Source organism: Collinsella sp. BG-O-102 (assembly GCF_023656745.1).
Taxonomy (GTDB): Bacteria; Actinomycetota; Coriobacteriia; order Coriobacteriales; family Coriobacteriaceae; genus Collinsella.
Window position 1 is genome coordinate 19,635 of the sequence record NZ_JAMOKO010000008.1, and the last position, 24,084, is coordinate 43,718.

Annotated in this window: 21 protein-coding genes; 2 read left to right on the forward strand and 19 right to left on the reverse strand. The window is 58.9% G+C overall.

The window, feature by feature from the left end:
- Positions 1–107 precede the first annotated feature (107 nt).
- Genes dut through NBH09_RS05395 form a run of 3 tightly spaced genes read right to left on the reverse strand, consistent with a single transcriptional unit; the run spans position 108 to position 1,500 of the window.
- Positions 108–551: a dUTP diphosphatase gene (dut, locus tag NBH09_RS05385; protein WP_138112619.1), complete on the reverse strand. Its 444-nt coding sequence runs from the start codon at positions 549–551 to the stop codon at positions 108–110.
- 4 nt (positions 552–555) lie between these two features.
- Positions 556–999 carry a transcriptional regulator NrdR gene (gene nrdR, locus NBH09_RS05390; RefSeq protein WP_022093781.1) on the reverse strand — a complete coding sequence of 148 codons (444 nt, stop codon included), beginning with the start codon at positions 997–999 and terminating at the stop codon, positions 556–558.
- A gap of 51 nt (positions 1,000–1,050) precedes the next feature.
- A complete protein-coding gene (locus tag NBH09_RS05395; protein WP_161144708.1) occupies positions 1,051–1,500 on the reverse strand; it encodes a LysM peptidoglycan-binding domain-containing protein in 450 nt (149 codons plus the stop codon).
- 163 nt (positions 1,501–1,663) lie between these two features.
- Here NBH09_RS05395 and lexA point away from each other — a divergent pair, with 163 nt between their 5' ends.
- Complete coding sequence (gene lexA / locus NBH09_RS05400; RefSeq protein WP_138374200.1) at positions 1,664–2,308, forward strand: transcriptional repressor LexA; 645 nt, start codon at positions 1,664–1,666, stop codon at positions 2,306–2,308.
- Positions 2,308–3,012 carry a heparan-alpha-glucosaminide N-acetyltransferase gene (locus NBH09_RS05405; RefSeq protein ID WP_138112623.1) on the forward strand — a complete coding sequence of 235 codons (705 nt, stop codon included), beginning with the start codon at positions 2,308–2,310 and terminating at the stop codon, positions 3,010–3,012. The genes lexA and NBH09_RS05405 overlap by 1 nt, the downstream gene beginning before the upstream one ends.
- Here the strand turns inward: NBH09_RS05405 and hflX are convergent.
- The 16 genes from hflX to NBH09_RS05485 form a co-directional block, all read right to left on the reverse strand.
- On the reverse strand, positions 2,997–4,286 hold the full coding sequence (gene hflX / locus NBH09_RS05410; protein ID WP_138112625.1) for a GTPase HflX: 1,290 nt from the start codon (positions 4,284–4,286) through the stop codon (positions 2,997–2,999). The two genes, NBH09_RS05405 and hflX, sit on opposite strands and share 16 nt — an antisense overlap.
- The gene (miaA, locus tag NBH09_RS05415) at positions 4,286–5,224 is read right to left on the reverse strand and encodes a tRNA (adenosine(37)-N6)-dimethylallyltransferase MiaA (RefSeq protein WP_138112628.1); all 939 of its coding nucleotides are present in this window, start codon (positions 5,222–5,224) and stop codon (positions 4,286–4,288) included. Before miaA ends, hflX begins: the two co-directional genes overlap by 1 nt.
- Complete coding sequence (gene miaB / locus NBH09_RS05420) at positions 5,224–6,594, reverse strand: tRNA (N6-isopentenyl adenosine(37)-C2)-methylthiotransferase MiaB (protein ID WP_055285164.1); 1,371 nt, start codon at positions 6,592–6,594, stop codon at positions 5,224–5,226. The genes miaA and miaB overlap by 1 nt, the downstream gene beginning before the upstream one ends.
- Before the next feature lie 51 nt (positions 6,595–6,645).
- On the reverse strand, positions 6,646–6,963 hold the full coding sequence (locus NBH09_RS05425; protein WP_006235982.1) for a stage V sporulation protein S: 318 nt from the start codon (positions 6,961–6,963) through the stop codon (positions 6,646–6,648).
- Positions 6,964–7,037: 74 nt separating this feature from the next.
- The gene (locus NBH09_RS05430) at positions 7,038–8,123 is read right to left on the reverse strand and encodes an ATP-binding protein (protein WP_138112632.1); all 1,086 of its coding nucleotides are present in this window, start codon (positions 8,121–8,123) and stop codon (positions 7,038–7,040) included.
- A 1-nt stretch (position 8,124) separates the two neighbouring features.
- Entirely contained in the window at positions 8,125–9,675 is a 1,551-nt protein-coding gene (gene rny / locus NBH09_RS05435; protein ID WP_117770339.1) for a ribonuclease Y, read from the reverse strand.
- Between the two features lie 257 nt (positions 9,676–9,932).
- Entirely contained in the window at positions 9,933–10,625 is a 693-nt protein-coding gene (locus tag NBH09_RS05440) for a regulatory protein RecX (protein WP_138112634.1), read from the reverse strand.
- 11 nt (positions 10,626–10,636) lie between these two features.
- Positions 10,637–11,785: a recombinase RecA gene (gene recA / locus NBH09_RS05445; RefSeq protein WP_022094695.1), complete on the reverse strand. Its 1,149-nt coding sequence runs from the start codon at positions 11,783–11,785 to the stop codon at positions 10,637–10,639.
- Positions 11,786–12,042: 257 nt separating this feature from the next.
- Entirely contained in the window at positions 12,043–12,573 is a 531-nt protein-coding gene (locus NBH09_RS05450; protein WP_055309901.1) for a CinA family protein, read from the reverse strand.
- A 12-nt stretch (positions 12,574–12,585) separates the two neighbouring features.
- Positions 12,586–13,134, reverse strand: a complete 549-nt coding sequence (pgsA, locus tag NBH09_RS05455) for a CDP-diacylglycerol--glycerol-3-phosphate 3-phosphatidyltransferase (RefSeq protein ID WP_229028279.1) — start codon at positions 13,132–13,134, stop codon at positions 12,586–12,588.
- Between the two features lie 99 nt (positions 13,135–13,233).
- A complete protein-coding gene (gene rimO, locus NBH09_RS05460; protein ID WP_138112638.1) occupies positions 13,234–14,583 on the reverse strand; it encodes a 30S ribosomal protein S12 methylthiotransferase RimO in 1,350 nt (449 codons plus the stop codon).
- A gap of 27 nt (positions 14,584–14,610) precedes the next feature.
- Positions 14,611–15,108: a YajQ family cyclic di-GMP-binding protein gene (locus tag NBH09_RS05465; RefSeq protein ID WP_006235971.1), complete on the reverse strand. Its 498-nt coding sequence runs from the start codon at positions 15,106–15,108 to the stop codon at positions 14,611–14,613.
- A 26-nt stretch (positions 15,109–15,134) separates the two neighbouring features.
- On the reverse strand, positions 15,135–16,646 hold the full coding sequence (locus NBH09_RS05470) for a helix-turn-helix domain-containing protein (protein WP_250787294.1): 1,512 nt from the start codon (positions 16,644–16,646) through the stop codon (positions 15,135–15,137).
- Positions 16,646–19,426, reverse strand: a complete 2,781-nt coding sequence (locus NBH09_RS05475) for an FtsK/SpoIIIE family DNA translocase (protein WP_230320369.1) — start codon at positions 19,424–19,426, stop codon at positions 16,646–16,648. Before NBH09_RS05475 ends, NBH09_RS05470 begins: the two co-directional genes overlap by 1 nt.
- 1 nt (position 19,427) lies before the next feature.
- Complete coding sequence (locus NBH09_RS05480; protein ID WP_022094702.1) at positions 19,428–21,098, reverse strand: ribonuclease J; 1,671 nt, start codon at positions 21,096–21,098, stop codon at positions 19,428–19,430.
- A 653-nt stretch (positions 21,099–21,751) separates the two neighbouring features.
- A complete protein-coding gene (locus NBH09_RS05485) occupies positions 21,752–23,998 on the reverse strand; it encodes a polyribonucleotide nucleotidyltransferase (protein ID WP_055309899.1) in 2,247 nt (748 codons plus the stop codon).
- Between the last annotated feature and the right edge of the window lie 86 nt (positions 23,999–24,084).

Genomic DNA, 24,084 nt, shown 5'->3' on the forward strand with positions numbered 1-24,084 from the left:
TTACCTATATCGTTCCACGCGCAGTTTCGCAGCGAGCGAAGCGACGCGAGAATGTTTGAGCATGGAATGATATAGGTAAGCCCCGGGCGGGAGGGATACGAGCGCCCCTAGGCGACGCCGCTGGAGCCGAAGCCTCCGTTGCCTCGGTCGGTTTCGTCTAGTTCTTCTACTTCTATGAGGTTGACCGTGGGGACTTCTTGGATGACGAGTTGGGCTATGCGGTCGCCTTTGTTGATTTGGATGTTGTTGGAGGGATCCAGGTTGATGAGGATAACCTTGAGTTCTCCTCGGTAGTGGGCGTCGATGAGGCCCGGCGTATTGACTATAGACAGGCCCTGCTTGATGGCCAAACCGCTTCGGGGCTGGACGAAGCCGGCGTAGCCATCGGGCAGGGCGATGGCCAGCCCAGTAGAGACCAGACGGCGTTCGAAGGGCTTCAGAATGCAGTCCTCGTTGGAGCGCAAATCCAAGCCGGCATCGGTGGGATGGGCGTATTTGGGAAGCTCGACGGTGGGGTCGAGACGCTTTATGTTGACGGTAATGTTGGACATGGAATCACCTTAGCTTGTCGAGCTCTTGCAGAAACTCATCGACGTCTTTGAAATCGCGGTAGACCGAGGCAAAGCGGATGTACGCCACCTTGTCGATCTTGGCCAAGCGCTTGAGTACCATGTCACCCAACTCATGGGACGTAACGGCCGTCAGCGTGCGAGAGCGCAGCTCGACCTCGATGTCATCGATAATCTCATTGAGCTTCTTAGTGTCGATATCGCGCTTGATAGTGGCGCGCATCAAGCCGACGAGCAGCTTATTGCGATCGAACCGCTGCTTGGTTCCGTCCGACTTAATGACCTCGATTGGGTCTTCGCATCGTTCGAACGTTGTAAAGCGATAGTTACACGAGCAACATTCGCGGCGACGCTTAATGGTGTTATTTGACTCCTGCATACGGGAATCAACGACGCGGGTATGTGCCTTGCCGCATTTGGGACAGCGCATGGTACCTCCTCTTAAACGATAACAAGGGTACCATGCGCAGCGCGATAATGATTACGAACGAGCAGGAACCTTAAGATGCGCACCGGCGGCGAGCGAACCATGCTCCAGATGATTGACGTTACGGATCATGTCGGAAGTCTCTTGCGTGGAAAGGCCTTCGATTGGATATTCCTCGGCAAGCGACCAAAGAGAATCACCAGACTGAACGCGAATGGTCTCATAGGTAACGTTGGAAACGGACTCGGCATACGCGGCGTGACGAGCGCTAAAGACCGACGTAGCGAGGACAAAGAAGAGCGTAAGCGCAACGGCAACGGCGACAATCGTCGGAACCTTCAGGGCAACGCGGCCCGGCGCGGCTACAGCCTGCTGATTGCGAGCAGGCTTTACGGTCAAAGGCTGAAAGCCGGAGCAGCCACCCTGAACAACCGTAAAAGTGTATTCTGCAGACGTCTCGAGCTTAAGGGCGAGGTTTCCCTGGACCATATTCGTTGCGTTCATCATGTTCTCCTCTCGCGTGTTTTGCTGAGAACAGTTTTATCAAGCCGCGCGGACAAAAATGTCTAGCGCGAGAACGAATGTTCGGTTATTATTATCTTCGAACAGTTGTTCCTGTCAAGCAAAATTCGAACATTTGTTTGACATGGGTAGAGAGGATGCCCTGATGGCTCGCAAAATTACCAAGCGTCAGCAGCAAATTTACGACTTCATCAAGGAATATCAGCAGGAGAAGGGTTATCCGCCCAGCGTGCGCGAGATGGCTTCTGCCGTGGGCCTTTCCTCCCCCAGCACCGTGCACGCCCATCTATCTGCCCTGGAGGCGCGCGGGCTACTCAAGCGCGATGCCACCAAACCGCGCGCTCTGGAACTCTTTAACGAGGACGGTTCCTCTGTCTCAATTTCTAAATCTGACGAGACCACCGCACCTCGCGGAACGGTCTCACTACCGCTCGTTGGTCGCGTCGCGGCTGGGATTCCCATTCTGGCCGAGCAGAATATCGAAGACACATTTACTATCCCGACCGAAATCGCCACTGATCAGGGTTCCTTTATCCTTGAGGTGCATGGGAGCTCAATGATCAATGTCGGTATCTTCAATGGCGATTACATCATCGTCCGTGAACAAAAGAGTGCCATGAACGGCGAAATTGTCGTGGCTATGATTGATGGTTCAGCGACCGTCAAGACGTTCTACAAGGAGCAGGGACGCGTACGCCTGCAGCCTGAGAATGACACCATGGAGCCTATCTATGCAACGAATCCCGTTATCTTGGGCAAAGTCGTCGGCTTGATGCGCCGGTTCTCGTAATGCAAAAACGCATCACCATCTTTGATACCGTCCGCGGGCTTACGATGATTTCAATGGCAGGTTTTCACGCTTGCTACGATCTTGCCTACCTGTACGACTGGGATATGCCCTGGTTTACCCAGACTGTCTTTCAAGACATCTGGCGCGCCAGCATCAGCTGGGTATTTTTGTTTATCGCGGGTTGGATGTGCACCCTTTCGCGCAACAATATCAAACGTGCCGCCAAATACGCCTTAGCAGCACTCGTCGTCTGGTTGGCAACAACACTTGTCTCAGTTGACGATTCTGTTAATTTTGGCATCATCTACTGCATGGCCGCATGTACCGGCATCGTGGCGTTGACCGATCCCGTCCTTAAGAAGATATCGGCGAGATGGGGCATGTCCCTATGCCTTTTGTTGTTTGCCCTCACCTGGAGCATCCCCAAAACGATCTACCCTGTCCCCTACCTGGCGTGGCTGGGATTTCCGAGCCCTGGGTTTGTCTCAGGTGATTACTACCCCATCATCCCGTTTTTCTTTATGTATCTTGCAGGATACTTCGCCGCACACATAGCGAAGGGAATCGATAAGACCGTCCCTAGCTGGGCCTACGCCAATCCCATCCCGGAGCTCGCCAGCCTTGGACGTCACGCACTCCCCTTTTATCTACTGCATCAGCCCATTATTCTGGGCTTTTTGGAGCTCGTCTACTCGGTGCGATAACGCTTGAGCCGCGGCGCGATACGAGCCGGCAGCTTCGCAACAATACGAACGCCGCCCTCAAGATATTCCTCGTGCAAAAGGGTTCCCTGTTCATGCACCAGCGTGATGAGGGCGCCCTCGCGATACGGGATTTCAGCGGAGAGCAACACATCGGTGGCAGCCGCCTCGCGAGCAATACGGTCGACGAGATCGTCGAGTCCCTCGCCCGTCTGGGCCGAGAACAGCACGGCCTCGGGATAGCGACGACGGAAACTCAATCGATCAACGCTATCGAGAAGATCGATTTTATTGAACACCGTAAGCGTCAAACGCTCGCCGGCACCGATCTCGTCAAGAACGCGATCGACTGCCTCGAGCTGGCGCTCGTAGTCCTCGTCAGAGGCATCCACAACTTTAAGGATCAGATCGGCACCAAGAACCTCAGACAGCGTGGACTTAAAGGCATCAACGAGACCATGCGGTAGCTTTTGAATAAAGCCAACAGTATCGGTAATCGTCATGCCACGACCGCCGGGCAGGCGATACGAACGCGTCGTCGGGTCGAGCGTAGCAAACAGCTTGTCCTGCGAAAGCACCGTAGATCCGGTCAGACGATTGAGCAACGACGATTTACCCGCATTGGTATAACCGGCTAACGCGACGCGAAACGCCGGTGACTCAATGCGGCTCTTGGATTGAACATCGCGACGCTGTTCAACCTGCTTGAGCTCACGACGAAGCGCAGCGATCTTATTACGAATGAGGCGACGGTCGACCTCGAGCTGACTTTCGCCCTGACCAAAGCGTGAGCCGATGCCGCCGCGCGTCTGTTCCTTGGCGAGATGGCTCCACATGCCACGCAGACGAGGCAACAGATATTGAAGCTGTGCCAGCTGTACCTGTAGGCGTCCCTCACGCGTCTGAGCATGCAGGCCAAAAATATCCAAGATCAGTGCCGTACGATCGATAATCTTTACCGGCTCGCCCACGGCTTTCTCCAAATAGGATTGCTGCGAGGGCGTCAGGTCGTCGTCAAAAATAACGACATCGGCATCCATGCGATGCACCAGGCCGCACAGCTCTTCAACCTTACCGGAACCGATAAACGATTTAGGATACGGCTTTACCAAACGCTGTGACAAGCGTGCCACGCACTGGGCACCAGCCGTGTGGGTAAGACGCTCCAGCTCATCAAGCGAGCGATCGAGCGGCCATGCATTGTCGCGCCACTCAACACCAACTAATATGGCACGCTCGGGCTCGGGTGCCGTGGGAACAAGGGGGAAACGGGCCATTAGGCAGCCTCAATACGATGCAGGATGTCCTCAACGACCTCATCGATCGTAAACTCGTCCATATCAAACCACACGATACGGTCATCGCGCTTAAACCACGAAAGCTGACGTTTGGCATAGCGACGCGAACGCATCTTGATGAGTTCGCGAGCCTCATCCATAGAAATCACGCCATTGAAAGCATCAATGATCTCTTTATAGCCAATTGCCTGCATCGAAGTCAGGGCATCTCCCAGCCCCTGGTCCATAAGACCGCGAACCTCATCGACAAGACCCTGCTCAAACATCAGATCGACGCGCAGGTTAATGCGCTCGTAGAGCACCTCGCGATTACGCGTCAGACCAAACCATAGAGCATGATAATGCTCGCGCGGAACACTAAACTGACTTTTTTGCTGTGCATAGGAAATACCATCATCATGCATCTCGAGCGCACGAATCACACGGCGCACATTATGGGGATGAATAACAGCAGCCGATTCTGGGTCGCGCTCGGCAAGCAGGGCATGCAGCTCTTCCTCGCCAATACGCTCGGCAAGCTCCTGATAGCCCATACGACGATCGTCCTCAAGTTCACCCGAGGGAAAGTCCATCTCATCGAGGGCGGCCTTGAGATACAGCCCCGTACCTCCGCAAAAAACCGGCAGGCAACCCGAACCAAGGAGACGTTCAACATGCGCGCGAGCGTCAGCCTGATAAAGCGCAGCAGAATATGCCACACCCGGCTCTACAATGTCGACGAGACGCAGCGGCACCGTACACTCATCGGGCGCCATCTTTGCGGTACCGATGTCCATGCCGTGATAGATTTGCATCGCATCGCACGACAGCACTTCGGACGAAAGACGAGCTGCCAAACGGTCGGCAACATCACTCTTACCAACCGCCGTCGGACCGACGATCGCAACGGCGGAAAGTCCTGCCCTGGGAGAAACCATTAGCGCGGCTCGCCCACAACGGAGCCGGACAAATACCAGGTCTTGGCAACGTCAACGTCAACATCAACGATCTTGCCAACAAGCTGATCGATGCTGTAACCCTCGGGGATAGGCGCATGCACGGTCTGATTCTTGGGACTCTTGCCCAGCAGGACCGCGTCGTTCTTTTTACTCGTTCCCTCAATGAGCGCCGGCACCACAGTATGAAGCTCACCCTGGTTATACTCGTGTGCCGTAGTCTCGATAACCTTAACCAGGCGGTTGAAACGCTCGAGAATAACCTCATGCGGCGTAGGATCGTCAATCTCTGCGGCCGGGGTACCGGCGCGCTTGGAATAGATGAAGGTATAGGCCTGAGCATAGCGGACCGTCTCGGCAAGTGAGAGCGTCTGCTCAAAGTCCTCTTCAGTCTCGCCCGGGAAGCCAACGATAATATCGGTCGAGAGCGCGATATCGGGCATGCGGTTGCGAATGCGATCGACCAGGCCCAGATAGTCCTCGCGTGTATAACGGCGATTCATCTCTTTGAGGATACGCGTGGAGCCCGACTGAACGGCCAAGTGAAGCTGCGGCATGACGGCGGGCGTCTCGGCCATGGCGTCGATGGTCTCGGGCAGCAGATCCTTAGGATGAGAAGAGGTAAAGAAGATGCGCTCCACACCCGTATCACCCACGGCACGCAGCAGATCGGCAAAACGCGGCTTGCCAAACAGATCGCGACCATATGAGTTAACGTTTTGGCCCAGCAGCGTAATCTCGCGCACGCCCTGGCGCACCAAACCGGTCACCTCGTCGACAATTTCCTCGAAGGGGCGGCTCTTTTCGCGACCGCGCACGTACGGCACGATGCAATAGGTACAGAAATTATTGCAGCCCGTCATAATGGGCACCCAGGCGTGATACTGGGTCTCGCGATGCCACGGCATGCTCATGGCATCCGTATCCTCATGCTCATTGGTGCGGATATGACGCTTGCCATCAAGGAACGCCTCGGCAATGAGCTCTGCCACATGTGCGATGGAATGCGTACCAAAGATGACATTGACGTTATCGACGTTGGTGAGCAGGCCCTCGCCATCGCGCTGCGCGATGCAACCACCAACGGCAACCACACGCTTGCCCGAAGGCGAAGGCGGCAGGCTTTTACAGGAATTGCACTGGCCGTACAGGCGAGTATCGGCGGCCTCGCGCACGCAGCATGTCATGAAGACAACAATATCGGCATGCTCGGGATCGAGCGCCATGAGGCAACCATACGAATCGAGCAGACCGCTCACGCGCTCGGAGTCGTGCTGATTCATCTGGCAGCCAAAGGTGCGGATAAAGTAGGTTTTACCGGCAAGAATATCGCGTACGGAACGCTGGTCCATGTGCATAAGTCCTAACGATGGAGAGGGGGGGCGAATCGAGGCAAGCAGAAGCTATGCCACAGGCTTAACATCATCCATGACGACGTTATCCATAGCAGCTCGATTGATCTGGTGAACGTAGATAGAAAGGCGAATGGCCGTGCGCGACTCCCCGTTAATGAGGATGTCGGAGAACACGGGCGCGCAGGAAATATCAAAACCGGTTGGAATCAAAAAACCGCGCGCGATAGCCACGGCCTTAATGGCCTGGTTGACAGCACCAGCGCCGACACACTGGATGTTGACGGGTACACCATCCTTGACCATGCCGGCGATGGCGCCGGCAACGGACGCGGGCGATGATTTGCTTGATACCTTCAGGCAATCCATGAAGAAACTCCTGCGTTTAAAAGTACGTTTTAACTGCAATAACTGTATCGTACCGAGTGGACTCGGTAAAGGCACTATTCCTCTTTGGCAAGATCGAAGGTCACAGTGATTCGATCACGCGAAACACGAATCTTTGGGTCGCCACAAAGGTTGAGATAGTACCGGGCGGCAAGGTCATTAAAGTCACGCTCCACAGCACGCGAAAACTGTGCCATGTCATCCTTGGCAATACGTAGCCCGCGACGATCCTTCGCAAGATCGACAGGAGCCGGCGCATGCGAGGACGAATCACGCTCGCGCAGCAGACGCGCGGTCACACCGCGAACGGGCTTAATCTGCCCTGCCAAAATGCGATGAGCAGTGCGCTCGGACATCTCAAGACCCAAACCCGAACAGATACGGATAAAGTCCTCGGCATCAGAGGCAAGGCCTAAACGATCGACAACCGGAAGCTCACTCTCGTCATCAATGAACAGGAGACGCGACGTATCGAGCCGACTTGACGCCTGAGCATAAAGGGTCGCGGCAATCTCAGACGGAGAACCAAGATAGACATCGCAACCACACAACTCCTCGAGCGCAAACTCACAAGCAGCGCGAATAATATTATGCGGGCCGCGAGCACAGACATAACGTCCGTCCTCATCCCTGACGGCCTGGGGCCAGCTGGACTGATCGGCACGCTCACTGAGGCGGTCGGCCGCAACGCTCACCTTAAAGGCCGAGCCAAGGTCGACACCAGACGTGACCACACGGGCCTCGTCAGTGTTCTGCTTGATCGAAAACAATGCCATGCCACGACCGTGAACGCCCCAACGGTCCATCTTCATGCTCTCGAGCTTGGAGGTAACGCGGGCATCGAAGATTCGCTCTTGCATATCCTGTGGAACGCCCGAACCGTTATCCAGAAAGACAAGCGTGCGGACGCCATCTTCCTTGGTCGTGGCGAGATAGACCTTGTCGGCACCAGCATCGCGAGCATTACGGAGCATTTCGATGACGATATCCTCGACATGCTGAATGTCGTGCTTTGCCTGGCGCCGCTCGGCCTCCGAAACGCGGAGGCGGACATACCCCTCGCCAAGGTTCTCCTCGACGCGAAGGTTGCCCTCCCCCGACATCGACGCGATAAATGAGATGAGCTCGTTCGCGTCGCTCATGTTATTTAGCGATATCGACAGCGCGGCTCTCGCGAATCACGACGACGCGCACCTGACCGGGATACTCCATCTCTTCCTCGATCTGATGGGCGATATCGTGAGCCAGGACCGTGGACTGGGCATCGGAGATCTTGTCCGGCTGAACCATGACGTGTACCTCGCGACCAGCCTGCATGGCATAGGTACGCTCGACGCCTTCATGGGAGTTGGCGATCTCCTCGAGCTTCTCGAGACGCTTGATGTAGTTCTCGGCAGACTCGCGACGGGCACCGGGGCGAGAAGCAGAGACAGCATCAGCGGCCTGTACCAGGACATCGAGCACCGTGTTAGGGTCGACATCGGCATGGTGAGCCTCGATAGCATGAACGATAACGGGCTTCTCGCCATAACGGCGGGCAAGCTCGGCGCCGATGACGGCATGCGGACCCTCGACGTCGTGGTCAATTGCCTTGCCCAGGTCGTGCAGCAGGCCGGCGCGCTTGGCGGTCACAACGTCCAGGCCAAGCTCGGAAGCCATCACGCCGCACAGGTCAGAGACTTCGAGGGAGTGCTGAAGCACGTTCTGACCAAACGAGGTACGGTAGCGCAGGGCACCAAGGGTCTTGACGATCTCGGGGTGCAGGTCGTGAATGCCGGTATCGAAGGCAGCCTGCTCGCCAGCCTCGCGCACGCGCTGCTGAACCAGGTCGGCAGCCTTGTGATACATCTCCTCGATGCGGGCGGGGTGAATGCGGCCGTCGGCGATGAGGTTCTCGAGGGCAACACGGGCGGTCTCACGACGGACCGGGTCGAAGCTCGAAAGAACGACGGTCTCGGGCGTGTCGTCAATCACGAGGTTGACGCCGGAAACCTGCTCGAAGGTCCGGATGTTGCGACCCTCGCGACCGATGATACGGCCCTTGAGGTCATCAGAGGGAATGTGCACGGAGGTAACGGTGACCTCGGCTGTGTGGTCGGCAGCGCAGCGCTGAATCGCCAGGGACAGAATCTCCTGGGCGGTCTTGTGGCACTCGGCGCGAACCTGCTGCTCGGACTCGCGAATGATCGTGGCGGCCTCGTGGGTGACCTCGCCGCGAACCTTATCGAGGAGCTCCTTGTGGGCATCCTCGCGGGTCAGGTCGGCGATACGCTCGAGCTCGGAGGTCTGCTTGGCGCAGAGCTCCTCAAGCTCGCGGGAGCGTTTCTCGACCTGACCGGCCTGGCTGGACAGCTGGTGCTCACGCTTGTCGAGAGCGTCGTTTCGGCGATCGAGGGACTCCTCGCGCTGCATCACACGGTTCTCGAGCGTACGAATCTCGCTCTTACGCTGCTTGTCCTCGGCCTCGGCGGCCTGCTTGTTCTTGATGATCTCCTCTTTAGCCTCGAGCAGAGCCTCTTTTTTGAGGGTCTCGGCCTGACGCTTAGCATCACCGATCAGGGACTCAGCCTGCGCGTGTGCCGACTGAATCTTTTCGTCGGCCTCGTGAAGACTACCCTGCTTGGCGGTGCGCATGTAGGCAATGGCGGCGATGGCACCCAAAACGATGCCGACGAGCGCTGCGATGATAGGCATGCTCACTCCTTTTTATGGATTCGTTACACAACAAAGCGAACCGTCCTTACGAACGGCTCGCGACATTTGAGTAATATGGGCGCAGCTTATGCGGGTCGGATACAGATAAACATATAAACAAACTCATCACAGATGAGCACATATCACAAAGCAAATGACAGTGTTTATCGTACGTTGAACCACAACAACTGTCAAATAAATGGCCCCGGCACGGCGGCTAAAACGCGGTGAACGGCAGGGCCACAAAGCGCATACGCCTAAACCGCACATTTCTCGCGTTCGGCATCGAGACGTGCCTTAACGGCATCGGCGGCGATGTGATACGAGAAGCCCTTGCCCATCAAAAACCGAACCAGTTTTTCGAATCCGCGCGTCTCTGGAACACGCCGCTTGGCGAGCAGGGCTGACGCACGCGCCAAATCGTCTTCGACGGCAAAATAATCCTCGGGATAACCGGGAATGTCATCGAGCACGACATGACGGCGCTTGAGCTCGGTCTCGATTTTGCGCTGTCCCCAACCGCGCCGCTTGCGCTCCTCGATAAAGTACGAGCAAAAGCGGTTCTCGTCTAAAAAGTGATACTCTGTGGCGCGCTCGACGGCGAAATCGATCGCGGGCTGGTGAAAGCCGTAGCGAGCCAGCTTGTCACGGACCTCACCCGTCGCATGGTCGCGGCGCGATAGCATCTCGGTCACCATGGTAAGTGCACATTTACCCTCGATGAGCTGCACCGCCTCACGAAAGTTGTCCCAATCACAGGGAAGATCGGGGCGGTTTTTGACATACAGCCGCGCGACCCGCACGGGAATCCAAATGGACCGCTCAAAACCGCCCTCAAGCTCACAATCGATATGTGCGCAAGGCTTTTTGGACGCATACCCGCTCGAGAACGAGGAAGCCGCCTTCTTATCGGGAAAGAAGGCCGTGGCCTCGGTCACCGTATACGACATGAGCGTAACCGCTACTCGTCGTCATCATCGAGCATGGCGGAACCATCGATGGCGTAAAGCTCGTCAAACTCCTCAGGCGCAGGCTGATCGGTCAGCTCGACCTCGGACGGAGCATCGTCATCAAACTCAAGTCCGCAGGCAAGGCGGACCTTATGCTCAATCTCGTCGGCGCAATCGGGGTGTTCGCGCAGGAAAGCCTTGGCGGCCTCTCGACCGTTGCCAAGCTTGTCCTCGCCATAGGCAAACCAGGAGCCCATCTTCTTGCAGATGCCGCACTCGACAGCCATGTCCAGAATTGAGCCCTCCTTAGAGATGCCCGTACCGTACATGATGTCGAACTCAGCAGAACGGAACGGAGCTGCCACCTTGTTCTTAACGACCTTGGCGCGCACGCGGTTACCGATAACCTCGTCCTTAAGCTTAATGCTGTCGATACGGCGAATGTCGATACGCACCGAAGAGAAGAACTTAAGGGCGCGGCCGCCCGTCGTAGTCTCGGGGTTGCCGAACATGACGCCGATCTTCTCACGCAGCTGGTTAATGAAGATGCACGTCGTGTTGGACTTGGACAGCGAGCCGGCGAGCTTGCGGAGCGCCTGACTCATTAGGCGAGCCTGAAGACCGACCGTAGTATCGCCGATTTCTCCCTCGATCTCGGCACGCGGGGTCAGCGCGGCGACGGAGTCGACGACGATGGCATCGATGGCGCCGGAACGCACGAGCATGTCAACAATCTCAAGCGCCTGCTCGCCCGTATCGGGCTGGGAAATGAGCACCTCGTCGATATCCACGCCGATGCGCGCGGCATACGTGGGATCAAGCGCGTGCTCGGCATCGATAAATGCCACAACGCCACCCATTGCCTGGGCCTCGGCCAGGATCTCGAGCGAAAGCGTCGTCTTACCGGAGGACTCAGGACCGTAAATCTCGACGATACGGCCGCGCGGCACGCCGCCGATACCCAGCGCGGCATCGAGGGCCAGGGCGCCCGTGGGAATGGCCTCGACCTCGAGCTCGGGACCACCGTCGCCGTACCTCATGATGGAACCCTGGCCGAATTTCTTCTCGATCTCGGCCTTGGTGGTGGCGATCATCTCATCGCGCTCTTTACCCGTCGTGCGAGCATGAACGGTACGTACGGGACCTGAATTCTTGGCCATGAATAGCCCTCCTCTTAACAACCTGCATCGATAATAAACGAACGGCTGTTCGTGGTCAACCGTTCAGGCCAATCATATGCAGGCGGTCTTTCCAAAACCCAACCAAACGCCGACCAAACACTGACCAAATGCTTGACCACAAAGGACCAAATATGAACAAGGCAGGCAAAAATACATCTACAACCAGCACAAACGCCAAATGAGCCTAAGGTCCCTATCTCCACAATTAAGGGGCTCGGAGGCCCCTTAAAACACGTCTATTCCATAGAGTTGAGCACAAGGGCAATGCGACCCAATGCCTCCGTGACCGCATGGGCACGAACACACGAACGGTCGCCCTCATAGTGGCAGCGCACAGAGTCCACGACCGGCACGCCCCCATCGGCGGAACGATGCGCCCAGCCAATATAGAAAGTGCCCGCCGGATCGTCCTCAGTGCCACCGCCGGGGCCGGCATAACCCGTTGCGCTCACTGCAATATCGCTCTGGTACAGCTCCAGCGAACCCACCGCCATCTCGCGCGCGGTCTGATGCGACACCGCGGTATAGCGGTCGAGCGTCTCCTGCTCAACACCAAGAACACGATGCTTAATCTCATCGCAATAGGTCACCGCACCGCCACGCAGCACCGCCGAGGCGCCCGGGATATCGGCAATCGTCGAGGCGATCATACCCGCCGTCAGCGACTCAGCCGTCGAAACCGTCACGCCCCGAGCGCTCGCGCGCTCGACAATATCACGCGCCAGCTCCTCGTTATGTGCGGAAATCTGCTCAAAAGAGTCCGTCATACCCACTAGGACCTAGACCGAAAAGACGATCTTGCGGCAGTTCCAGAAGTACTGGGCGCCCGAGATAACGGTCAGGACAACGGCAACGGCGTACAGGAAGCGCGACACCGAGTAGATGCCGAGCGTCAGCGCCACCGGGCCAAGGTGCAAGCCGGCCATAGCAAAAACGCACAGGTAACCGCAAATGGAGACCATCGTGGTTGCCGTCTTGTACTTGCCGAGCTTATCGGCCGCAACGACCACACCGGCCGCACTCGCGACCATGCGAAGGGCGCTCACCAGCAGCTCGCGGAACAGGATAATGAACACGGACCACACGGTCACCATACCAAAATCCAAGAACAGCAGCAGGGCCGAGAACACGAGCAGCTTATCGGCGATGGGGTCCAAGAATTTACCGAAGTCGGTGATCTCGTTGCGCGAACGCGCCAGATAACCGTCGACCTTATCGGTGCACGACAGGATCACATACAGAATGAAGGCAGCGGCGGCGAGCGGGCCGTCGAAGGTGCTCCAATCCGTACCGGCAACACTCGTGTGAGAAAGCGCCGACACGATCATGAACACCGGGATAAAGACGATGCGAACGCACGTCACGATGTTGGCGGGCGTCCAGACACTCGTCAGTTCCTTATTGCTCTCGTTAGCCACGACGCTCTCCTACTCCACAACATGACCGATAAGCTCATAGCAGAAGCTATCGGTAAACTCGACGGTCAGAATATCGCCCACGGACGCCTCGCTGGCGTCCAGATGCACCGCGCCATCGGAATCGGGCGCCTGGAACCAGGCATGGCCGATCAGCTCGGCGCCATCCTCGGTCTCTTCGATACCGTCGACGATCACCTGGGCGCGCTCGCCCACATGTGCGGCGGTGGCGGCAAAACCGAGCGACTCGGCCAGGTCCATGGCCTCCTGGGCGCGCTCGAGCTTGACCTCTTCGTCGACCTGGCCCTCCATCTTAGCGGCCAGGCTGCCCTCCTCCTGCGAGTAGGCAAAGACGCTCGTGTAGTCAAAGCCGACGGTGTCCATAAAGTCGATAAGGTCGCGGAACTCGTCGTCGGTCTCGGTCGGGAAGCCGACCATGGCCGTGGAACGGATCACGATGCCGGGGATACGCTCACGCAGATCGCGGAACAGGTCCTCGAGCTCCTGGCGCGAACCAGAACGGCGCATAGCCTTAAGGATGCGCGCGTCGCAGTGCTGCACGGGGATATCGATATAGGGCAGCACCTCGGGCGTATCGCGAATCGTCTCGATGAGTTCGTCAGTCATGCCCTCGGGCTGCAGATAGAGCACGCGGACCCAGACGTTGTGCGGGCGCACGGCCTCGGCGACGGCACGCAGCAGCTGCGCCAGATTGCGCGGCGAGCCATCGGCGACGTCCTCGTCGGCAAAGTCGGTACCCCAGATGCCCGTGTCCTGGCCGATCAGCACGATCTCGCGCACACCGCCGGAAACCAGGTCGCGCACCTCGGAGATAATGCTCTCGGCATTGCGCGAATGATAGCGGCCGCGGATGTAGGGAATCATGCAGAAGCTGCAGAAGCGGTTGCAGCCATCGGAAATCTTGACGTAAGCGACAGCACCCTCGACGGTACGTTTGACCTGCGGGATATAGGCTGCAATCTCACGCTCGACACCCAGCACGCCATCGATGACCGCCACGATGCCGTCCTCCTCGTCGGCCTTCACAAAGGCAGCGACCTCGGGCAGCTCGTCAGGCAGGTCATCGCCATAGCGCGACGGCACGCAGCCGCACATGACGATGGGACAAGAACGAACGCCGTCCTGAACCTCGTTGGCGAGCTCGAGCGTGGTCTCGATGCTCTCGGACGTTGCGGAGGCGAGGAACGAGCAAGTATTGACGATGGCGATATCGGCATCCTGCGGGTCGAATGCCTCCTCGTAGCCCGCGGCGGTCAAAAGAGAACGCATGCGGTCGGTGTCAACCTCGTTCTTAGCGCACCCGAGGGTGATGTAGAGCACGGAGCCCAACGGTGTATCCATGTTGGAGAGCGGTCCTTTCGATTGATATTAGCGGTAGTTGGTGAACTGCAGCGGCTGGCCGTAGTCCTGGTCGCGCAGGAACTGAATCACGGTCTGCAACGCGTCCTTCGAAGCAGAGGAAACACGCAGTTTGTCGGCCTCGATGGTCACCTTGACCTTGAGCTTTTGATCCTTGATGTCCTTGTTGATCTTCTTGGCGGTCGCCTGGTCGATACCCTCGACGATATGGCCGAGCACGCGCACGGTGCCACCCGATGCCGCCTGCGGAGCATCCCACGAGACAGCCTTGAGGTCGATGCCGCGCTTGATGAGCTTGGAGCTCAGCACGTCAACAATCTGTTTGGAGACAAAGTCGGCCGGGGCGTTGATCGTAAAGAGCTTGTCGCCCTTCGAAAGCTCGATCGTGGCGCCGGAATCCTTAAGGTCATAGCGCTGGGAAATCTCGCGCGTGGTCTGCTGGAAGGCGTTGTCGACCTCTTGCATGTTGACCTCGGACACGACGTCGAAGCTGGAATCTTTAGCCATGATGTTTCCTTTCGCGTACGAGCGGCCTAGTAGCTATCGTACGAATTGTCGGTAGAATCGGTGGGTGTCTGACCGTCAGTTGCGGTATCGGCGCCATCCGTGGACTGGGCATCGGTACCGTCGGTGGCATCGGTACCATCGGTGGTGTCGGTACCATCAGAACTTTCACCATTCTCGGAATCAGACGTCTCCTTCTTGGGAACGGTGATCGTCACACGCGCCACGCCCGAGGTCTTGGTATCGTAACGAACCTTTTCACCGTTCTTGGTAACGGTGACATCGGAAGGCTTGGACGTGGTGATCTCGATCGAAGACTCGGGCGTGTACTCCTGCTCAAAGGGGCCAGTCGCCTGGGCGCCATAGACCGACTTGCCGTCAACCTTGACCTCAATCCACGCGGTCTTTCCCTTGGCAACGGAGACTTTGACCTTCGTGACCTCGTTCTCTTCCTTCTTGGCCGTCGTCTTGGTAGCGTCCGAATCAGTCGACTCATCCGTCGCCTCATCGGTGTCATCGTCCTCGTCGACCGTTTCGGTCTTCTTAGAAGACTTCTTGGTCGTCATCTTGGTAGCAGTGGGCGTCTCGGGCGTGTTCTCGGGCGCCGAAGATGCGCAGCCACGTAGAAGCACCACGATGAGCACAATCAACAGCAGCACAACGGCACCGATGCCGGCGTAGACGATACGCGGATCGAGCCCGTTGTTTTGAGGAGTACGTGATCCGCCGCGTCCACGACCGGAACTGCTGCGGCCGCTTCCCTGAGGCATACGACCGCGATTGCTATCGGAACGGCCGCGATAGCCGCCCTGGCCCTGAAGGCTGTGCTGACCCGAGCGGGGCGCAAGTTCACCGCGGCCTTGATAGCCACGCTGGACCGAACGCGGAGCCGAAGAGCGCTGGCCATACGGCTGTGATTGAGAGCGAAGACGCGGCGTCACCTGCGTGGTATCGGCATCCGAATAGCCACCGCGAGAGCGTCCCATAGAGGCACCACGGTAACCGCGATCGGAATAGCCGCCGTCGCCGTAGCCGGCACGAGGGTCACGCGCCACGCCGCGGGCAGCGGGAAGTGCACGGTCCTCGGGCATCGGCGTACTGCGGAACCGGTCACGCTGTGAGCGAATCTCCTCGCCCGAACCCGTCTCAGTAATATAACCGGCCTGCTGAGGACGCTGTCCATAGCGGGTTGAACGACCGCCCTGAACCATCAGGAAGCGCCCGTTATCGACCGAGGAACGCGAATTGACGTAGCCGGCGGCGTCCTGAAAACGACCGCCCTGCTGCGACGTCTCGCGTTCGTATGCCATCAGGTCGTCAAAGTAGGCATTGACGACCTCGCGCGGATTGAGGCCCAAAAAGCGAGCATAGCTCGAAATCATGCCCTGCGCATAGCCGCGCGGCGGCATCGAAGCAAAGTTACCGGTCTCGAAAAACTCGATGATCTGCGGCCTGATTTTGATGGTGTTGGCGACCTGCTGAATGGAAAGGCCCATCCGGCGACGCTGCTCGAGCAGCATGTCACCAAAGCGTGCAGCCATCAGAATCCTCCAAACTCACGATCTTCACGTGCCATCTCGGCGTCGACAGATTCCAGCGCGGCAAGCCCCTCCTCGTCCAACAGGACCTCACGCGGCTTGGAACCGTCGGGCGGGCCGACGACACCCTTTTCTTCCAGCATGTCCATAATACGCCCGGCACGCGCATAGCCAACCTTCAGACGACGTTGCAGGCCAGATGTGGAGCCAAGCTGCGATTCCACCACAATATGGGCGGCTTCCCAAATGAGCGGATCATCGTCTTGCGGCTCGGCTACTCCGGTGCGGACAATACCGCCGCCACCCGCCATGGACATGGAAGCGGGCGCCACGGCAGACAGAATCTCCTCGTGGTAGTCGGGCTCGCTCTGCGACTTGACGAACTCGACAATCTCGTTGATTTCGTCATCCGAGACAAAGCAGCCCTGGATACGGCGAGGCTTGCCCCAGTCGACCTTGGAGAACAGCATGTCGCCCAAACCGGTGAGCTTTTCGGCACCCATCTGGTCAATAATGACGCGCGAGTCGATGCCCGTGGCGACGTTAAAGGCGATGCGGTTGGTGATGTTGGCCTTGATGAGGCCCGTCACCACGTTGGAGCTGGGGCGCTGCGTAGCCACGATAAGGTGTATACCGGCGGCACGGCCCAGCTGGGCGATACGAACGATCGAGGCCTCGACATCCTTGCCGGCGACCATCATCAGGTCCGAAAGCTCGTCGATGATAATGACCAGATAGGGCATCTTTTGGGGCGGGTTGTCGTAATGCTCAAACTCGCCGGCGGCCTGCTTTTCGTTGTAGGTCGAGATCTTACGCACGTTAAGACGCTCGAAGACCTTCAGGCGACGCTCCATCTCGGACACGGCCCATTGCAGGGCGCTCGCGGCCTGCTTGGGCTCGGTCACCACGGGCACATAGAGATGCGGCAGGCCGTTATAGCCCGCGAGCTCGACGCGCTTGGGGTCGACCATGATCAGGCGAACATCCTCGGGAAGCGCGCGCATGAGCAGAGTCGTGATGATGGAGTTGATCATGACCGACTTACCGGAACCCGTGGTACCGGCGATCAGCAGGTGGGGCATCTTGGCGAGGTCAGCGACGACCGGCGTGCCCTCGGCATCTCGACCGATGGCCAGCTCGAGCGGACCGCCCTTCACATAGGGAAGCACGTCGCCCAGGTTGACGTTCTGGCGCTTGCGATTGGGAATCTCGATACCCACAAGCGAGGTACCGGGGATCGGGGCAAAGATGCGCACCGACTGAGCAGCGAGCGAAAGCGCGATATCGTCCTCGAGGCTCGAAATCTTGCTCACGCGCTCGCCCTCGCCAGGTTGCAGCTTAAAGGTCGTCACCGTGGGGCCGGCGATCCAGCCGACCACGCGGGCACTGCGGCCAAACTCAAGCAAGGTGGATTGCAGTGACTCGGCAGTCTGTTCCAGCTCCTTGTCAGATGACGCGGAGGACGCCGACTGCGGGTTGGCGTGCAGGATCTCGAGCGGCGGAAGCTTGAGGCCGTCCTCTTCTTCGCCCTCGTTATCCGCGGGGGCATTGACCGCTCCCCCATCGCTAGGAGTAGGCGCCTCGGCAGCGCCCGCGACAGCCGTATCGGCAACCTTGGGATGCTTCAAGAAGTCGGGAATCTGAGGTGTTGCCGAGACAGGACTCACGGCAAACGGCGGCTCGGACTCGTCGATCTTATCGGGGTCGTCTTCCATCGAAAGCTGGCCGGTTACCTGTTCGCGCTTAGCATGGCGACGCGGCAGCAAAGTTGTCTTTGCGGTCTCAATCGGAGCCTCGTCGTCCTCGTCATCGCCCTCGGTAAGCTCAATCTCGCTATCGGACCAAGACGGGTCGGGCTCGCTTGTATTCAACTTGGGCGTGGCCTTGCCCTTCTTGACATGACGGCGCGGCAGCAGCGTCGTCTTAGCGCGCTCGGCCTCCACGGCATCGGATACGTCGACAAACGGATCCTCGTCCTCGTCGTCATCGTCCAAAACCGGGTCCACATCGTTGCCCATGACCGTGGTCACGGCAGCATCGGAGCCCTTTTGACGAAGAATGCTCAGGTGCGGACGGGCAACGCCGGGCACCGACAGGGCTTCGTCGTCACCCCACGGGCTCGCGTTAACATCGGCACGACGGCGCTCGGCAAAATCGGCCGCGCGGTCGCGAGCAGAGCGCAGCACGCCACCCACCGAAAAGCCGATGATGACAAAACCAACGACGGCCAGACCCAACAGGACCACCATCGCGATAGGCTTACCCAGGGCATTCTGCAGCGCACTCGCAATAAACGCACCGATGTAGCCACCCGAGGCGGACAGATTTTGCGGCGTGAACATAAGGTCACACGAGTCGCTCGTACCCGGCACCATCAGCGAAAGAATGGAGACAACGGTGATAAAGACCACGGCTCCGCCCGCGACCGAGCGCACGTTGAGCGGCGAGTCCTCGCCTAAAAAGAGCGTGGCGGCAAACAGCAAAATGACGATCGGCAGCACGTAGGCGCCCAGACCAAAGCCCAAGTGGTAGAAACCGGCAACCGCAGCCGTAACGGGCGCAGTCGCCGGCGAAATCACGGCAATAAAGGACGCAATCGCCAAAACGGCAATGACCACGCCGGCGATATCGCGGTTGGCCGAGGGCTCGACCAAGGGCTCGAAATCATCGAACTCGGACTCGTGGCCCTTATTGGCACGCAGATGGGAACCGGCACCCTTAGCAGATGCCGGTTGGTTATTGGCCTTATTGCCTTTGGCGTTTTGTGCAGATCCGCGCGCCAAACTAAACCTCCATGACGACCGGGATGATCATCGGACGGGTGCGAGTACGGCTCCAGATAAAGTTAGAGAGCGAATCGCGCACGGCCTTGCGAATGGCATCGGAACCGCTGCTCGTAAAGCTGAACTTGCCCTTCTCGATCGTCTTCATAATGGACGCGGAGGCATCCTCGGAGAACTGGTCGTCGATGGCAAACGAGACGCCGCGGCCCGAGAACTCGATGGCCTCGATCTTCTTGTGCTTGAGCGAGACGATGGCAACAGCGGTAACCATACCGTCGTTGGCGAGCTTCTGACGATCACGCAGGACGATGGGGTCGGTATCGCCGATGCGCAGGCCGTCGACGTAAACGACGCCGGACTCGACGGGCGTACCGCGCTTAACGATACCGCCGCGCATCTCGAGCGTGTCGCCGTTGTCGAGGATAAAGATATGATCGTCCTTGAGACCCATCTTGCGGGCCAGCTGGGCATGGGCGCGCAGATGCACGGCTTCACCGTGAACCGGCATAAAGTACGTGGGCTTGGCCATGGCCATCAGGAGCTTGAGCTCCTCCTGGCTACCGTGACCGGAAACGTGAACGAGGGCGCGGTTCTTATCCCACACGTCGCAGCCGAGCTTGGCCAGGCTGTTGACGACCTGCTGGACGGCTTTCTCATTGCCGGGAACAGGAGTTGCCGAGAGGATAACGGTATCGCCCTCGTGGATGGAGAGCGTCTTGTGCTCGCCATTGGCCATGCGGGACAGGGCCGACAGCGGCTCGCCCTGCGAACCGGTGCACATGACAACAATCTTGTCGTCAGGCAGGTTATCAATGTCAAAGGCATCGATGATATCGGCGTCGTCGATGTTGAGGTAGCCAAGCTCGCGCGCCACGCGGGTGTTAGTGAGCATGGAGCGACCGGTCACAACGACCTTACGGCCGCACTTGCGGGCGGCATCGCAGATCTGCTGCAAACGATGGATGTGGCTCGAGAACGACGCAACGAACACGCGACCCGGCGCGTTCTTGATGGCGTGCAGCAGGTTGGGACCAACCTCGGCCTCGGACTTGGTAAAGCCGGGAACCGTGGCGTTGGTGGAGTCAGAAAGCAGCAGGTCGATACCCTGCTTGGCAAAGCGGCTGATAGCGGCATAGTCGGGCGTGACGCCGTCGATGGGCGTCTGGTCGAGCTTAAAGTCGCCGGTGTGCATAACGGTACCCTGGTTGGTGCGGATGAACACGCCCAGAGCGCCGGGAATGGAGTGCGTCATCGAGAAGAAGTCGAGCGAGATGCCGCCGAGGTTGACATGGCTGCCGCCCTTGACCTCGCGGAACTTGGGTGCGCGGATGCGGAACTCAGAAAGCTTGCCCTCGATAAAGCCAAGCGTCAGCTTGCTCGAAAAGATGGGCACCTTATTGTTGAGGTCCTGCAGCAGGTACGGAAGCGAACCGGTGTGGTCCTCGTGGCCGTGGGTGACGACGATACCGCGGAGCTTTTCCTCGTTCTCCAAAACATAGGTGTAGTCGGGAAGCACCAGGTCGATACCGGGCTGGGAGTCATCCGGGAACATGAGGCCGGCGTCGACGAGCACCATGTCGTCGCCGCACTCGAAGACCGTCATGTTCTTGCCGATGCCGTCAAGGCCGCCGAGCGGGATGATCTTCAAGGGAGATGATTTTTTAGCTGCCATAGGTTAGTGTTGTTTCCTTTCTTCGAAACGGGTCTGAAACAACCGACGGGGCGCTTCTGGCAAACCGACCGTCGGGAACGTACAAACATGCATCATAGAGTCGACGCAGTAACCACAGTATGATACCCATTTGCCCACCAACAGACCACCCATGCATCAAAGCCCCATCTGAACTGGTCCATCCCGCCGGTCTGGGGCCATCGGGGGCCGGGGCGGGTTAAGTTTGCTGCTCTACAGTCCTGCGCAAGACGAAAAGCACATTAAGTGCTTTCCTTTGCGTGCGGAACTCGCGACAAACTTAACCCGCCCCGGCCCCCGATGGCCCCAGACCTGACAAATAGGGACAGGTTTATTTTGGTCGGTTGTATCTGGGGTAATGCCGCACATGCGTTTATCTAAAGATCTGAATTCATATAACTGAATAGACTGTCTGACAAAATCGAAACCCGCATCAACCAGCCCTTTTGCTATTCCCGGCGGGGTCCGCGGATAAAGTTTATCGCGAGTTCCGCACGAACAGGAGACCACTTAATGTGGCCTCCGTCGTGAGCAGGACTGTAGAGCAGGAAACTTTATCCGCGGACCCCGCCGGGAATAGCAAAAGGGCGACCCCAGTCCGGAGTCGCCCTTGTTGAGCTGCTTATGTGTAGCTGTTACTCGGCGTCGTGGTGACGGCGGGGCTTGCGGCCTCCGTTGTCGCCGGGACGGCGCGGACGGTCGCTGCGCTCGGAGCGCTCGCGACGCGGACGCTCACGGCGCTGGAAGTGCTCGCCGTCGCCCTCTGAGGCACCCTCGGCGCGAGCCGGGGCCTCGGGCTTATCCAGACGATCGAGCGAAATCTTGCCGCGGTCATCGACTTCGATGACGACGACCTTGACCTCGTCGCCCACATTGAGGACGTCCTCGACCTTCTCCACGCGGCCCTTGGCGACGCGGGAGATGTGCAGCAGGCCGTCCTTACCGGGCAGCAGGTTGACGAAGGCGCCGAAGGGCTGGATGGAGACCACGCGACCGGTGTACTCCTCGCCCGGCTCGGGAACCTTGATGATGAGCTTGATACGCTCGACGGCCTGGTCGACGGACTCGCCGGTGCCGCCGACAAAGACGGTGCCGTCCTCCTGGATGTCGACCGAGGCGCCGGTCTCGTCCTGGATACCGCGGATGACCTTACCGCCGGAACCGATGACGTCGCGGATCTTGTCGGTCGGAACCTGGATGGAAACGATGCGCGGAGCGGTGCTGCGCGTGGTGTGGCGCGGCTCGGGGATCACATCGAGCATCTTCTGCAGGATGAAGGCGCGACCCTCCTTGGCCTGCTGCAGAGCGCGGGCCAGGATGTCGAAGGTGAGGCCGGTGGCCTTGTTGTCCATCTGCAGGGCGGTGATGCCCTCGGTGGTGCCGGTGACCTTAAAGTCCATGTCGCCCAGGAAGTCCTCGAGACCCTGGATGTCGGACAGCACCACGGTCTTGCCCTCCTCCTGGATCAGGCCCATGGCGATACCGGAGACCGGGCGCTTAATGGGCACGCCGCCGTCCATAAGGGCGAGCGTGGAGCCGCAGGTCGAAGCCATCGAAGAGGAGCCGTTGGACTCCATGACCTCGGAGACGACGCGGATGGCGTAGGGGAACTCGTTCTCGTCGGGAAGCACCGGAAGCAGAGCGCGCTCGGCCAGATTGCCATGGCCGATCTCGCGGCGCTTGGGGCTGCCCATGCGGCCGGTCTCGCCGGTGCAGAAAGGCGGGAAGTTGTAGTGGTGCATGTAGCGCTTGCCCTCGGTGGGCTCGATGGTATCCAGACGCTGGCCCTCGTTGAGCATGCCGAGCGAAAGAACCGAGAGCACCTGGGTCTGGCCACGCTGGAACAAACCGGAGCCGTGAACGAGCGGCAGGTAGTTGTCCTTCACCATGATGGGACGGATCTCGTCGGCGGCACGACCGTCGACGCGCTCACCGGTCTCGACGACCATGGTGCGCATGGCCTTCTTCTCGAGCTTCTTGAGCGCCACGGGGATCTCGCGCTCCCAAGCGGCCTGCTCCTCCTCGGTGAACTCGGCACGGATGGACTCCTTCAGAGCCTCAACCTTGCCGATACGGGAGAGCTTGTCGGCGTCACGAAGGGCGGCTGCCATCTCGTCGTAGTGGGCGAAGATGCGCTCCTGGACCTCCTCGACGGGCTGGTCGAGCGGGTACTCCTTCTTGACGATGGGGCCGTTGACCTGCTCCCACTCGGCGACGAACTCGTCCTGAGCCTGGCAGAAAGCGGCAAGGGCCTCCTGGCCAAACTTCATGGCGGCGAGCATGTCGTCCTCGGAGATCTCCTCGGCGCCGGCCTCGACCATCGAGATGAAGTCGGCGGATCCGCCCAGCTCCAGGTCCAGATCGGAGTTCTCGCGCTCCTCGTAGGTGGGGTTGACGATAAACTCGCCGGTCTCCACGTTGCGGCCGATGCGCACGCAGGCAAGCGGGCCCTCGAAGGGCACGCCGCCGAGCGTCATGGCCAGGGAAGCACCCATGACGTTGATGACGTCAAAGGGGTTGACTTGGTCGGCAACAAGCGAGGTGGCGACGATGTGCACCTCGTTGCGGAAACCGTCCGGGAAGCTCGGGCGAATCGGACGGTCGATCATGCGCGCGGTGAGCGTGGCCTTCTCGCTGGGACGGCCCTCACGCTTGAGGTAGCCACCCGGGATGCGCCCTGCGGCGTACATCTTCTCGTTGAAGTCGACGGTCAGCGGGAAGAAGTCGTAGTTCTTGCGCTCCTTGGAGACGACCACGGTGTCGAGCATCGTGGTGTCGCCCTGCTTGACCAGGCAGGCGCCGGTGGCCTGCTTGGCAAGCTCGCCCGACTCGAAGGTGTAGGTCTTGCCGTACAGCTCAAAGGTCTTGGATACGAGTGTCATTGTTCTCCTTTACCCCACAGGCCCCTTGCCTGCGGGCTTCTCATGTGACGCGGGCCCCCTGCCCCCGCCACGCTTCAGAGCGTGAT

Excerpts from the sequence above, each read along its gene's own strand:
- NBH09_RS05440 (WP_138112634.1), bottom strand. The coding sequence starts at position 10,625 with ATGTCGTATACGGTGACCGAGGCCACGGCCTTCTTTCCCGATAAGAAG.
- NBH09_RS05485 (WP_055309899.1), bottom strand. The coding sequence starts at position 23,998 with ATGACACTCGTATCCAAGACCTTTGAGCTGTACGGCAAGACCTACACC.
- NBH09_RS05480 (WP_022094702.1), bottom strand. The coding sequence starts at position 21,098 with ATGGCAGCTAAAAAATCATCTCCCTTGAAGATCATCCCGCTCGGCGGC.
- nrdR (WP_022093781.1), bottom strand. The coding sequence starts at position 999 with ATGCGCTGTCCCAAATGCGGCAAGGCACATACCCGCGTCGTTGATTCC.
- NBH09_RS05425 (WP_006235982.1), bottom strand. The coding sequence starts at position 6,963 with ATGGATTGCCTGAAGGTATCAAGCAAATCATCGCCCGCGTCCGTTGCC.
- hflX (WP_138112625.1), bottom strand. The coding sequence starts at position 4,286 with ATGGCCCGTTTCCCCCTTGTTCCCACGGCACCCGAGCCCGAGCGTGCC.
- lexA (WP_138374200.1), top strand. The coding sequence starts at position 1,664 with ATGGCTCGCAAAATTACCAAGCGTCAGCAGCAAATTTACGACTTCATC.
- dut (WP_138112619.1), bottom strand. The coding sequence starts at position 551 with ATGTCCAACATTACCGTCAACATAAAGCGTCTCGACCCCACCGTCGAG.
- rimO (WP_138112638.1), bottom strand. The coding sequence starts at position 14,583 with ATGGATACACCGTTGGGCTCCGTGCTCTACATCACCCTCGGGTGCGCT.
- NBH09_RS05430 (WP_138112632.1), bottom strand. The coding sequence starts at position 8,123 with ATGAGCGACGCGAACGAGCTCATCTCATTTATCGCGTCGATGTCGGGG.
- NBH09_RS05470 (WP_250787294.1), bottom strand. The coding sequence starts at position 16,646 with ATGGCTGCACGCTTTGGTGACATGCTGCTCGAGCAGCGTCGCCGGATG.
- miaA (WP_138112628.1), bottom strand. The coding sequence starts at position 5,224 with ATGGTTTCTCCCAGGGCAGGACTTTCCGCCGTTGCGATCGTCGGTCCG.
- NBH09_RS05465 (WP_006235971.1), bottom strand. The coding sequence starts at position 15,108 with ATGGCTAAAGATTCCAGCTTCGACGTCGTGTCCGAGGTCAACATGCAA.
- pgsA (WP_229028279.1), bottom strand. The coding sequence starts at position 13,134 with ATGATCGTGTCGGCGCTTTCTCACACGAGTGTTGCCGGTACGGATTGG.
- miaB (WP_055285164.1), bottom strand. The coding sequence starts at position 6,594 with ATGGACCAGCGTTCCGTACGCGATATTCTTGCCGGTAAAACCTACTTT.
- NBH09_RS05405 (WP_138112623.1), top strand. The coding sequence starts at position 2,308 with ATGCAAAAACGCATCACCATCTTTGATACCGTCCGCGGGCTTACGATG.
- recA (WP_022094695.1), bottom strand. The coding sequence starts at position 11,785 with ATGGCCAAGAATTCAGGTCCCGTACGTACCGTTCATGCTCGCACGACG.
- rny (WP_117770339.1), bottom strand. The coding sequence starts at position 9,675 with ATGCCTATCATCGCAGCGCTCGTCGGCATCGTTTTGGGTGCCATCGCC.
- NBH09_RS05395 (WP_161144708.1), bottom strand. The coding sequence starts at position 1,500 with ATGAACGCAACGAATATGGTCCAGGGAAACCTCGCCCTTAAGCTCGAG.
- NBH09_RS05450 (WP_055309901.1), bottom strand. The coding sequence starts at position 12,573 with ATGACGGACTCTTTTGAGCAGATTTCCGCACATAACGAGGAGCTGGCG.